Raw genomic sequence first — 13,247 nt, 5'->3', positions numbered from 1 at the left:
ACAACTGTTAATGTGCGTATCGGCTTTTTGATTTCACTATCGTCTAGCCCCGGAATTTGATTCATACTTTTTAAGATCATATGAATGAACGGACAGAAATTTAAATTAACCTTAAAATTCACATGGTTAGATGCACAAACCGATCATAACATCAGACACTTATATAGTCTGACCGACACGAATGAAAAGCTTAAGCTCACAATTTTTCGTAAAAGGATGAAAAAACTTTATTATTTAAAAAAATTTGCAATTAAAGTTAAATTTTCAGTGTAAAATTCTATTATTAACCTAAAGACAGAGCAAAAAACTAAAAAATTTGAATTATTGATTATTTTAAAGTATGAATTTATGATGCTATCATTAATTCTTCTCATGATTAAGAAAGGACAAAGTGTGGCTGCGAATGACGGGGATACTGGAACCATCGAGAAGGTTCTAGGGCTGGCTGAGCGAATTTTTAACTCGGTGTGGAGCGATAACTTTACGCACGATTCATGGCATTGGATAATACTAATCTCCTTATTTTTAATTATTATAACTATAATTTTTATTATTGCTTTCAAAACTCTTAGTAGTGTATTTGAAAGTTCTGCAAAATTAATTGACTCCTATAAATCTAGTGGGCTTCCTCTTTGGCTAAACAAAGATAATAAACTAAAAGTAAAAAAGAGAAAGCAATTCTGTTCGGTATTAGATGCTGACTTAGCTTACCTAGCAAAAGCAGAAAACTGGAATGATCAATATTTTACAGATCTTGAAGCTGATGTCGAAACCGAAGGTGGTTATTATGCTTCAGCCTTGAATAAACTATTAAAGAAAAAATCATTTGGGTTGCGAAAAGAACATTCTCTTATCCGAGCAATAACTACAAGCACTGAACGAGCAATGCAACTCGTAGGTGAGCCCGGGTCAGGTAAAAGTGTAGCATTGCGACACTTAGCTAAACAATTTGCAGAGCAAGGTAGAAAATCAAATGATAAAAAAGCCATTGTTCCGCTTTACATTAACTTACGTGAAATAGAGTTATTAAATAAAGAAGATATTAATGCTGATAGTATACGCGAGTTTATACTTGATAATATTCGTCGTGGGGATGCAGATACCTCAGCTTTTGTTAAGGACAATTGGCAGGACTACTGCAGCAGAGGAATATGGTTATTCCTATTTGATTCTTTCGATGAAATACCCGCCATACTTCATGCGGAGACAGGTAGTGATATAATAAAGAAATACTCTCAAGCACTTAGGCATTTTTTAGAAGGAATGGGAGAGTGCAAAGGTATTCTAGCATCACGAGAGTTTAAAGGTCCTGAAGCTTTACCTTGGAAGAAATTACGTATTCTCCCCTTAACTGGTGAAAAGCAAGATGAGCTTATCCGTAACTCTTTCCTTGACGAGAAAAATATGAGCATGGTGCGTCAACATCTTGCCAGCTCACACAGTAGCATAGGAGCAACCCCTCTTTTTTTGACACTATTATGTCGTTATGTTCGCGATGAGCATCAACCGCCAAATAATGATCATGATATACTTTTTCAACATATTGACAGATTAGCATGCAGGGAACCAGAATATTTAAAACGCAAGTACGAATTAAGCCCCGAGGAGCTTGTTAAAGGGGCTGAACGCTTAGCAAGGCTGTTCGCAGAAGACGAAAACTTGAGTCTAGCGCCTACCCTAGATCAGATAAGGACTCAACTCTCAGCAGAAGAGATCCCAGGAGACTCTCTCGAAAATCTGATTTCCGCCTTAGTTGACTCTAAAATTGGGCGAGCAGATGTGCCAAATGCCAAGCACGGAGATAAGCGTTTTGCTTTTGCACATCGTCGCTATCAAGAGGCTTTATTCGTCCGCTACTTAACAACCCACCCAGAAATAATATCTCCAAGAGCACTTCTTACAGAAACTCGTTGGCGAGAATATACAGTTACTCTTTTACAAACACGCGATTATGAGGAATTTAGTGACCTGCTAAGTCATGCTAGCTTTATCCTTAGTGAACGTGCAGAAAAAAATGATTTTATTATGTGCGAAGAGCCCCCTCTGCCTTCAAATTTAATTTATTATAATTGGTTGAATGAAACTGCTAAACCATTACTTAGCCTGCTACAAGAGGGGTTAGCACATAGATTGCAGGATGTACCATATTCGTTAACGAGTGCTGTGTTAAACTTCTTAAAGCCTCGATGGGAAACAGGGGATTCCAAGGATCGCAGTGAGGTTCTATGTTTAGGTGGACTTCTACCACATGATATTTTAGTCAAATACCTTGTTGAGACTTTTAGTCATGGAACTAAATCTGAGCGACTGCACGCATTCCGTCAAGCGGCTTTTACACAAGGACTTCCGGAGCAAGCGAGAGCTGCAGTCTTAAAAATGCTTTCAAATCAAGTTATTGCAGCTAAAGATAGAGCAGATCTACTTGCTATAGAGGCATTAGCAGCCAGACTTCCTCAAGATATGGGGGCCAATATTGTAGTCACACGATGTAAACGCCTGAGGCGTAATCTCGGAATCATAAAGAAAATTGTACCCAGATTTTTTATGATCGATCATTTTGCAGTTTTTATGTTTATGTTTAGTTCGATATTTAATACAACAAGCTTTATACCTAAGAATTTATTAGAAAAAATGAAAGTTAATTATCAAAACGTTAAATCAGATTTCGATTTTAGTTTCTTATTTTCCATATTATTAACTTCTTGGCTTGTAGTTTCAATAAACCTGATAAAGTATAAGTCAACTCTGCTATATTTTTTATTCGTTATAGATTTAATAATGATAGCCATCCTCTTTATGATGCTTTCACCTTTCTTAGTTCGTCATTTAGGTAAGAAAGTAAGTGTTATAGACTTAGCTCAATGGTTATTTTACCAAGTAATGAGCAGAAAATTCATCACACAAACCCTCTTATTTTTGTTTGCCTCTTCTATATTTTTAGGAGTATGCATAGCCATTGGTTACGCATTTATTTTTTTTGCAGAAGATCATATTTCAAATCATTTTAAAGAAATTACTCGGGGAAACCCCTCTGCTTATTTTTTAATCGGAATTTTTATTGCATTTTCCACTTTTAATTTTTTTATAATAGTAAAAATATTGATAGGCACAAGAAAAGCAAGATCTGAAAATAAACGCTCTTTAAGCATGCTAAATAAAGAAAAGGAAAAAGGAGGTTCTGAAATTTCAATCGCTTATTCTGCAGACCACTATGAGCAGCTCATCTTCTGGCTTCAGAGTGATGATAACTTGATGTGCGACGTTCATGCTGTTCGCGTTTTTTCATCTTTTGTATTGGGTACTCTACGCATTGAAAACATTGCAAGTAGGGATGATGGAATTTCCAGGCCAAAATGTTTAAGCACTAAAAAAACAAAACGAGCATTAAAATCAAATGAAAAAAAAGACAACTTGAAGGAATTGCGACAGATTTTAGAGGACAGACTACTAAAATAAATATCATTGCAATGTAAAACCTTTGTTCATATGTTTTTGGATAAAGGTTTTTACTATCACAAGTTTTTTTACCTGTTAAATTTCAACTTCTATAATTAACCACCACTTAATAATTAATCACTTACGCCAAGAGATTTTAAATTGATACTTAGCGACCTACTTTACATAGTCATTAAAAGCACGAGTTATAGTTAATTGATAAGATTGGAGTGATATTAACACTAAGTTTTTAATTTTTTAATGACTTGTAATTAAAAGAAATCCGCGTTTATTTTATTTGTGAATATTACTGATTAATTCAAAGGAAACCGGCCAGAGCCGGTTTAATGTTTACTGAATTACTTATGCATCACAGCGCGGCAGCCAGTCGGCCTCACAGTCTTCGCTCAGCTCCAGGCTGGTCTGAATACCGTTCTTCGTTTTGCGCTTCAGTAATTCAATCTCGTACTCCTTCAGCGTCTGCGGCACCGCCTGGCCGAAGGCGGTCAGGCTCATGGGGTGCTGATGGCCCCTGGCCTCCATAAACGACAGATAGGCATGATAGAGATAGCGATGCGGGTTCATCGGCCGGATATTCGCGTTGCCGATAAACAACCCGGTCGGGGTACTCAGCGGCGTCAGGTAGCCGCAGAAGTCGACCAGCGGGTCGGCGCTGCGCTTGATTCCCAGCGCTTCCTCAGACGACTGCTGCGCCTGTAACAGCTCGCGGGCATCGTCAGGGCGGGTGAAGCGCTGCATCAGGTGGCGTACGATAACGGCCAGCTCACCAGAAATCTTCTCCAGCAGCTGTGGGTCACGTTCGTTTGCCGGTATCACGTCCGGGAAAGGCAGGATAACCCAGCGACGGGAGACGCCGCCACTGCGGTCGCTGAAGCGCATCGGGCTGTTGTTCACCGCCAGTATTACCGCAGGAATGTGCGTTGATTAGGCGTCGCGGTACTTCAGGTCAATCGCCACGGCGTCGCCGCCGGTTATGGCCTTGATGCCCGCACCGTCGCCGCTCCACTTCTCTTGGTCCGGCAGGATAATCAACGAGTAGCCCACGACCGAGGCGCGTTCCCGTGAAGACTCCAGCGTGTCGATGGTCGCCGCCGTGGTGTTGTCCTCTCCGGCGGCCAGCAGGCGGGCAATCGACGCCATCACGCTTTTCCCGCTGCCGCCGGGGCCGGTCACTTCGAGGAACAGTTGCCAGTCATAGCGGTTCGCCAGCACCATAAATAACACCGCGAGGATACGCTCCTGCTTCACCTCATTACGCCCTGCCACCCGCGTCAGCCACTGCCAGAAGTACGGGGCGTCGTCCGGCAGGTTCTCGCCCACCTTTGGCGTCGTGTAGTTGACGCTGTTAATGGTGCGGAGCCAGTTTTCTTTTTTATGCGGGCCGAAGGTGCCGGTCGCGGTATCAAACACGCCGTTACGAAAGCCAATCAGCCGGCGGGCAGGTGCGCCCATCTGCGGCACCATCAGCTTGAGCGTGTCCACAATGCCGCCGATACCGGTTGCCGAAAATGGCGCGCGCACCTTCTGAAACAGTGCGGCAATTTCACGGCTGAGCACGCGGTACGGCAGCACCTGCCATGCGCCGCCCTCGTAGCGGCACAGGTCTTCACCCACGACCGGCACGGCCAGCGTGTCGAGGTAGTGCGCGGCCAGCAGCTCGGCTTTCTGACTGGCACTCATGGCCTTCAGGTCAGCCTCGCTTACCGACTCAAACGGGCTGAGCGCTTTTGACTGCGTGAAGGCGGTCAGCATTGCCTGGGTAGTCATTTCACCCTCCGCCTGAAAGACGTCGTTCCAGTCGCCGGTCACGGGCGGCAGGGCCGGTTTGCCGCTGCAGCGCTTCGCGGCCGATTCAGCGCGCAGCTGGCCAGTGCCGTTTTCGTCGTGGTCGGCGGCAATCAGTATCATAGCGTCCGGATATTCGGCATGCAGGCGCTCCGCCAGCGCGGGCAGATTGTTGGCGCTTAATGCCACAAAAACCGCCTGGCCGGTAAGGCGGTGCACGGTCACGCCGGTGGCATAGCCTTCGGTCAGCCAGAGCGTATCGCCGGGTTCGCCCAGGCGGTGGAACGCCTCTTTCACCTGGCCGTCCGCCAGCGTGCGCTTCACGCCTTCAGCGTTAATCAGCTGGGCGTTGACCGTTTCGCCAGTAAAGTCAGTCAGCGGCACAATCAGGTCGCCGGACTGATAGGTGGTGTCGCTGATACGCTTTGAGGTGGTCAGCGTCAGGGCGGTGACGTCAGCCAGTCCCTTGCGCGTCAGGTAGGCGTTACCGTTCTGTGCCTTCGCACCGGCAACAAGCCGTACAGCCTCTTTTGCGGCGTTAAGGCGCGCAGGTGCCTTTTCTTCACCGGTTTTCTCTGTGGATGTCTGAATCAGCTTAACCGGCAGCGTGCCAATCAGGTCGGCAACCCGGCAGGCCGCCTCCTTTGTATTCACGTCCAGCGCCTTTTCAACCAGCGCCAGCCCGTCGCCCGCGCCGCACTGGTTGCAAACCCATGTGCCCCGCCCGGCCTGATTGTCAAAGCGGAAACGGTCTTTGCCGCCGCAGACCGGGCACGGCGTTAATGCTGATACCCAGCGCGGGTAAGAGCTGAGGCCAGTGACCGGCGGCGGCGCGCACGGTGTCGGTGACGATGTGTTTCATGCGGCCTCCTTAATGCAGCGTGGCTTTAGAGGCGGCCAGGCGGCCGCACAGCAGTTCGTCCATCATGGTTTCCCCCATGCGAGTCAGTCGCGGCGCGGCGACCAGCACGTCGGGCTGTACCATTTCGCTAAGCATGGTGCAGGCCATGTCCATGCCGTTTTCCGGGCCGTACTTGCGCACGTAATAGCCTTCCAGCTCCAGCGCGATGGTCATCTGCACCTCGTCCAGCGAGGCGGAAACGTCGAGGCCGTAGTGTTCACAGGCGGAAAGATAGCCTTGGGCAACGGCGCGGCGGTAGACGGCGGTGCGCACCTCTACAGGCAGACAGGATTGATTAGTTGTCACGGGAGACCTCCATATCGTTAAGCATGACGGATTCACAGGTGCTGACGACTTTCCCCAGCTGGTCGGTAAGCAGCGCCACCACGGACGCCAGCGCGTTGCCGTCCGGGCCGTCCTTACGGTTGCCGGAGCATTCGATAACGTCCAGCATGTCGAGCACGGTCACGCCGACGCTGTGGGCATGCTGAAGGCGTGGGGAATGGGATAGCTGTCGTGGTTGTTGAGTCGGGCGGACATAGTATTCATGCGGCTAACCACAACGGACGCTGAAAACAGCGGCTTTAGTGTTTCCGCTGACCCGTCCTTTCAACGCCCTTTCTCTGGCCAGCCCGGTTTGTAAATAGTGATGCATGCACAGGGTGCATGATTTTGCATGCAGAATGCGGGACTTCAGACCCCCCTTCAGCCCAAGCCCGGCCCGGCTTTACATGGTTCATGCAACTGCATAAAAGCGATGCATAAAGCGGGCAGGCGAGGCGGGGGTAGCATTGCGCGCAGGATGGTGTGTACCGTTTTAATCATGATGGCTAACATCTTTCTGTTTAAAACTATGATGGTGGTGTGATTATGGTGCGTGCGGCTCGTTGTATGCCTCAGGAAAAAAATATGTTGGGGCGTAAAAAACTACCCCGAGGCATCCTCAGTTAATCCTCGTAGGCATCCTGCAAGCGGCAAATTTAGCTATTAATTTTCAACCCAACCTTTACAGTTTTTTCCTACAATAGGGAAAGCTAAATCTAGTATCGCGCATATGAAGGAGGGGTGTGTTCATGAGTTTAAGAAAAGTTGGTAATATGGGGCGTGGTGACTTTGACAGACTTTGTAATGCATCGGGCTTGATTTACAACAGCTCCTCTGAAGATGATTCAGGAGGATGGGATGCTATTGTTGAATTTCCTCTAATAGGTGGTATAGCCTTATTAAATAGCTTGAACGAACAGCCTATACAATGTTTAGTGCAGATAAAGTCTACTGACGGCGCAAGAAAAGGTGTTCAGGTCAAAGTTTCTAACATGAAACGTTTTTGTGACACGCCACTTCCCTGTTTTTTCTTTTTTGCTCGTTATGACGGGAATGCAAGTATTGAATCGGCTTATCTCGTTCATATTAATAGAGATATCATGTTTCAAGTTTTGAAACGAATTCGTCAAAATGACACAGAAAAAAAATCACCACTTCATAAACTCTCTTTCACGGTAAATTATTCTGGCGAGGATGAAATAGTTCTACTTAATAAAAGCGCACTCAAAAACGCCATTGAAAAACATATCCCATTTGGGATGAAAAGGTACTGTGAAGATAAACTGCGAGATTTAGGTGACATAGGATATAAGGAAAGTCGTTATGCGTTAAATTTTAAAATTGTTAATGATGACGATTATAAGCCTCTTATTAATGCCACTCTTGGATACCCGACCAGAATAAATATAAAAGATGTGCAAGGTTGGGACACTAGATTTGATATTAATTTTCGAATGGAAGATCTGACCGCTGAAAAAGCCATTATTGAGATAACATCAGTTGAAGCATTTTCAACAGGATCTATAAGATTCGAAGATGAAAAAGAAGATGTCTCTTTTAAGTGTGAATTTTTTGTTTCTACTATTGCGTTTAATGCTCCAGTTGATCTGGCAAGTTTTAGGATTCGCTCGGATTTTTTTGATTTAATAGTTCGGATTAAAAATAATAAAATAAAAATAGATTTTGAATCATATGATAAAGTCTTTCATTTAGCTGATCTTAGAGAATTACTTTTATTAATGAAGATATTAAACGCACCTAACGGTGATCTTAAATTAACAATAAAAAACAATGAGGGTAACGAAACATCTTTTTTTGCCTCGAACAATTCATTTTCTGCAAATCCAATTACTAACGAAATCATTAAGGCAGAACAAATAGCTTTGACTTTGATACAAGTTGCTTCTTACTTCAGAGTCGATAAAGATTGCAAAGTAAGTTTAAATGAATTAATCAAGAAACAACAAGATATAGAAAGAATGCACGCTTTAATTAGCAAAGTTCCGGGTGGCGAACCAGTTCTTCGTTTAGAGATTCCAGATTCCAATGATGACATTGATTCTAGTAAGGAATTACGAATATTTATTGCCATTCCTTTATTTTTATCATCTTTTTCTATTTGCCTTGCTTGCGTTGCTAAAGGTTCTTTCACATATCAAAATAAAGCGATGACATTTGATGATTACGCAATAAATATTGAAAAATTAATTCGTGCAGACGATCTTAGGGGAGTTAAGAAGCAATGTCAGATAGTTTCTGATAAAGTAAACCAGAGATTCGAGAATGATGATATGGATTTTTACTATTACAACTCATTCTCGCAGGCAAAACCTTAATTATTCAATTGTGTGATTTTGAAAAAAAATAATAATACGAACAACCATTATTTTATTTCTAAATAAACCCTCCAATAATGAATGCAAAAATTTAAAAAAAATAGTTAGACTTGATTCAATATCTTTACAGGATAAATTAAAATGGTATAACATAAGTTATTCAATAAGTTAAGTAAGCTGAATTACTATTCGGATAGTCTAGACGAGAGAGGCCTCACATTGTATTTGGCCGCTTTTTTCTGAAGACTGATTAACTAAAACCCTCTTGTACAGCAGCCTCAATAATTATCCTCCTGACGTATATCATTACGTGTGAAAATTTCTTTTTTACTATCATCTCAGAGTGAACTCCAGCACCTCCCTCTAAAATAACGTCTTAAAGTTGAGCTTGTTATTATTAAAAAATCACCTAAATTCATTCTGTTATGATTTTCTCGCAGCACTCCAAATTATTTAATATAAAAAATCAGTTAAATTACTTTGCTGTGAGTTTAGCAAATTCATAAGGTGTAATTGTGTTACCTCGATTGACCTCAAGAAAATCAGCCCACCATTGCACCATTAATCTGCGTTCATCAAGATGCTCAGAAGTATGAATGTATGCAGCGCGTACATTATTACGCTCGGAGTGGCTCAACTGCCGCTCTATCGCATCATTACTCCACAATCCTGACTCACCCAGCGCGCCTCGTGCCATTGTCCTGAAGCCATGCCCGCAAACCTCGGTCTCCGTGCCATACCCCATAGCACGCAGGGCATTGTTAACCGTGTTTTCGCTCATGACTTTTTTGGGATCGTGATCGCCGGGGAAAAGTCTCTCGTTATCACCGCTTAATTGCTTCAGCTTTTCCAACAAGGCTAAAACCTGACGATTTAGCGGTACAAGATGCTCCTCCTTCATCTTCATGCCACCGTGAGAGTAACGAGCACCTTCTATCTCTTTGCGCTGTGCAGGAACTCGCCACAAGGCTCTTTCAAAATCGAACTCATCCCACCGTGCTAAGCGAAGTTCACTGGAATGTACAAAGGTAAGTAACGAAAGCTCTACAGCGATGCGAGTCATCTTGCGTCCACGATATGCAGCAATATGTTCAAAAACTGAGGGAAGCGGCTAAAGGTTAAAGCGGGATAGTGACAGGATTTTGTAGTTGAAAGTGCTCCTACCACATCAATAGAAGGATTTGAATTAATGTAGTCATTCTGGACAACACAACGCGTGATTGCCGTTACACGCTACTTCAGACGTTGAGCAACGTCATACCTACTATTGGCATTAATGGCATTCGTTAAATAAACATTTAGATGTTCTTTGCCTGTAGATAAGCGCCGAATCAAAGGCAAAAAAAAAGCCACCCATAAGGTGACTGATTTTTTCATACGCATTCATGGTGCGAAGGCCGGACTCAAAGAAATATTATAAATCATTGTTTATACATGAATTTTATACAATAACAACCAACTTAGACCCCAAATATGACCCCACCCCTGATGTAAGGAGGATTAATGACTCTTTTATGATGCTTTCAGATCCTGTGAAAGCATCTATTATCAATAATCATAAATTATGGTGCATTAATACAGCTAAACTACTCCCGTTCAAACTTTCTTTTGAGCCTTTGACAAAATATATTTCCCGGTTCATTTCGCAACCCTATTTCAATTAATGATTTAGCTTCTCTTTCTTTATTTAAATGTAACCCTAACCATGCGAACCTAGAGCATGCAATTGCATCAGCTTCATTTCTTCTTTTATAAATCAATGTGAAAAGCTTTATCAACAGCTCTTCTTTAATGCTTTCACCCAAAGAAAATTCATGCGTCTTGAATAAGTGATTTATTTTGTTAGTGATATTAGATAAATCATCAATAAGAATTGACTCATAAGAAGATGCTTGTGTTAAACCAAGGATTTGTTCATAAGGTTTCGATAAACGCTCTGCGATTGACGCATATACATACCATGCGTTATGCTTGTTTTTTTCTGACTTTTCATTTTCAAGATATCTTTGAATACATTCTTCTGCAAATACATTGAACTTAAGTACATCAGGTTCCATAGCCCAGTTAGCAAGAAGCCTCCAACCATCATTAAATGTATAGCATATCCTTTCCAAGATAATCTTGTGAACTTTATGAAAATCTTCATTATGATGCACTGAAGATAGATATCGAGTGAAATTATCCCTTAAAGATATTTTTTTATCATCTATGCTTGAAACCCCAAACTTCCTCATAAGAATAACATCGGTATTTATAATATGCTGAAGTGAACTAATCTTCAGCTTTTTGTTTCCAAAAGAATATGCTACATAAGGAAGTTGTAAAAAATAGTGTCCATCACTAGCTTTTAACTCTTCAATCATTGAGTATTGAATTAAGGTATCTACTGCTTTTTCAACTTCAAGTGCGTCCTCCAATGAAAACATTAATATCGATTCTAACCCCAATCTTGGTACTGCTGAATTCCATGATGAAAGTGTTAAGAAAGTCCTTTGAGCGCATGGGGTAAGCACGGAATATGTTCGCTCAAAAAGCGCGGTAAGTATTTCATCACTACCTGCAATAAGACGCTCCATATTTCCTTTTGTATCTTTTCGTGCAAAATCCCCAATCAATACTTTCATTATGTAGGGATGGCCCGCAGATAACCGATATATTTTATCCTTATTATCCTGAGATAGTTTTTCTACCTTGAGGTTACCTGAGGTTCTTTTTATCAACTCCATTGACTCTACATAGCTCATACCTTGTACTTGTAATGGATAGTCACCTTTGAAATCACGGAGTCTTGTAGTGACTAAAATTTTATTGGGGTTACGTACAAATGTATCAACCCACTTATAAGTTTCTATAGGGTTATCGACAGTTTCAAAATTATCAAATATAAATAGAGTTGCCCCAGCATCTGCTTTGGTAAGCTGGCCCTGAAAATAGCTAATCGGATCAAAATCTTTCTTTTTTACTTCTTCATCTGATTTGAACAGCCGAGAATAATAGTGTGCTATGTCTTTGTTTGACATTACATCAGCGCGTACTAACTTGGCACCATTAGAAGATAAGTCTATATCGCGTGAGCTAAACCAAACGATAGCATCAAACCTTTCAGTATCATAAAGCCTAGGAATAACCTTTAAGGCTAGAGATGTCTTACCAATACCCCCTCTACCTAATAAAGTAATAGCAATATGCCTATCATCAATCAATAGTTCATAAAGTTCATTCTCCAATTCACCCCTGTTAATATAATCATAACTTAGGCCAGGTACATTAGAAAAACAATTACCATAAGTCATTAATACCCCCAAACCCTCAGACTCGCTCGGCGGCAGTTGACCTTTAGGTGCAGTATAGTTCTTAGATTCCTCATGAATTTTATCATCGGTAACATATGAAAGCATCTCATAATGGGAGTGCGTAAACCCACCATTAGCTATATAAAAATCTTTGAGATCTGGATCGCTTTTTAGCAAAGGTATTAAAATAAGCTTATCCAAATAGACATAAACGCCTTCTTCATATGAATAAATATCTGTCTTTTTAACCTCTTCAAGATGCTCATTTATTATATTTAAAGGCGTAACTCTGAACTTACCACTCATATTCCTTTTTAAGTAAGCTGAAGGCAGCTTTAATAATGAAAGGTTATCAATTATTCTTCTTATGCTTTTTTCAAGATGTGGAGCGGCGGCTGAAGCGGCCTTACTCATTGTAGCGCCATGCCCTCTTGTTGCATTTCTTAACTCGGTAAATCCTTTGAACCACATTTTTAAATCACGCTTAACGGGTATAGAATCTGGAAGTAAATTAAAACATTTCATTGCCAAATAAAGATCTTGCACGGATTGGTATTGCCATTCGGCTTCAGGGCATTTTTTAGTAAACTCAGTTTGATGTGTGCGCATGGCATCAGGAAGATATTGTGAAGCCGTTCCGGTAAGTAAATCTTCAATCGATCGACTCCATTCACCAATACCATTTGCACGAACCAAACCATGTAGAATCCTGTATTGATGCCTGTCTTTATCATTCTTCAAGCTAGCGGTAACTGTTAATGCAATTAATTTTGTTAAAGCTTCTCCAGCTACTAATAAATTAAAGAAAAAAGTAAAATCTGATTCGCTTTTAGATGTTTCAACTTTACGCATGATTTGATCAATAAAGACTTGCATGTCCGCCCCTTTAAGATTATTCCTAATAACTTAAATATCTCTTATGTTCTCTTTGCTTGCAATAGTTTTTTTAACCACTTCAACTATAAGCGCGCAATGCTACCCCCACCTCGCCTGCCCGCTTTATGCATCGTTTTTTATGCAGATGCATGAGCCGTGCAAAACCGGGCCAGACGTGGGCTGACTGGGCATCTCAGGCGCTGCACTCTGCATGCAAATCCATGCACCTTATGCATGCATCGCTATTTACAAACCAGGCTGGCCAGAAAAAGGGCG

Annotated in this window: 5 protein-coding genes and 2 pseudogenes; 2 read left to right on the top strand and 5 right to left on the bottom strand. The window is 42.1% G+C overall.

Features of this window, described 5'->3' with window-relative positions:
• Positions 1-393 precede the first annotated feature (393 nt).
• Complete coding sequence (locus Q3V30_RS02980) at positions 394-3,456, top strand: NACHT domain-containing protein (RefSeq protein WP_306210324.1); 3,063 nt, start codon at positions 394-396, stop codon at positions 3,454-3,456.
• A gap of 342 nt (positions 3,457-3,798) precedes the next feature.
• Here the strand turns inward: Q3V30_RS02980 and Q3V30_RS02975 are convergent.
• The 3 genes and pseudogenes from Q3V30_RS02975 to Q3V30_RS02965 all read right to left on the bottom strand — a co-directional run bounded on the left by Q3V30_RS02975 (position 3,799) and on the right by Q3V30_RS02965 (position 6,611).
• Positions 3,799-6,103: pseudogene (locus Q3V30_RS02975) on the bottom strand (primase-helicase zinc-binding domain-containing protein).
• A gap of 9 nt (positions 6,104-6,112) precedes the next feature.
• Complete coding sequence (locus tag Q3V30_RS02970) at positions 6,113-6,448, bottom strand: DUF5375 family protein (protein WP_125289134.1); 336 nt, start codon at positions 6,446-6,448, stop codon at positions 6,113-6,115.
• On the bottom strand, positions 6,438-6,611 hold the full coding sequence (locus Q3V30_RS02965) for a hypothetical protein (RefSeq protein WP_428979233.1): 174 nt from the start codon (positions 6,609-6,611) through the stop codon (positions 6,438-6,440). The genes Q3V30_RS02970 and Q3V30_RS02965 overlap by 11 nt, the downstream gene beginning before the upstream one ends.
• A 604-nt stretch (positions 6,612-7,215) precedes the next feature.
• Here Q3V30_RS02965 and Q3V30_RS02960 point away from each other — a divergent pair.
• Positions 7,216-8,802, top strand: a complete 1,587-nt coding sequence (locus Q3V30_RS02960; protein WP_306210321.1) for a hypothetical protein — start codon at positions 7,216-7,218, stop codon at positions 8,800-8,802.
• A gap of 475 nt (positions 8,803-9,277) precedes the next feature.
• Here the strand turns inward: Q3V30_RS02960 and Q3V30_RS02955 are convergent.
• Both Q3V30_RS02955 and Q3V30_RS02950 read right to left on the bottom strand, forming a co-directional pair.
• Positions 9,278-10,134, bottom strand: a pseudogene (locus Q3V30_RS02955) (tyrosine-type recombinase/integrase); the annotation flags it as partial.
• 254 nt (positions 10,135-10,388) lie between these two features.
• Positions 10,389-12,971, bottom strand: coding sequence for an NB-ARC domain-containing protein (locus Q3V30_RS02950; protein ID WP_306210319.1), 2,583 nt, complete (start codon positions 12,969-12,971; stop codon positions 10,389-10,391).
• Positions 12,972-13,247 lie beyond the last annotated feature (276 nt).

The sequence above is a fragment of the Erwinia pyri genome (genome assembly GCF_030758455.1).
GTDB classification, from domain to species: domain Bacteria; phylum Pseudomonadota; class Gammaproteobacteria; order Enterobacterales; family Enterobacteriaceae; genus Erwinia; species Erwinia pyri.
Note: the sequence above shows the minus strand (reverse complement) of the source record. Positions and strands in the feature narration are given on the sequence as shown.

What these genes read in the sequence shown, in the direction of transcription:
- Q3V30_RS02960 (WP_306210321.1), top strand. Translation starts at nt 7,216, where the DNA reads ATGAGTTTAAGAAAAGTTGGTAATATGGGGCGTGGTGACTTTGACAGA.
- Q3V30_RS02950 (WP_306210319.1), bottom strand. Translation starts at nt 12,971, where the DNA reads ATGCAAGTCTTTATTGATCAAATCATGCGTAAAGTTGAAACATCTAAA.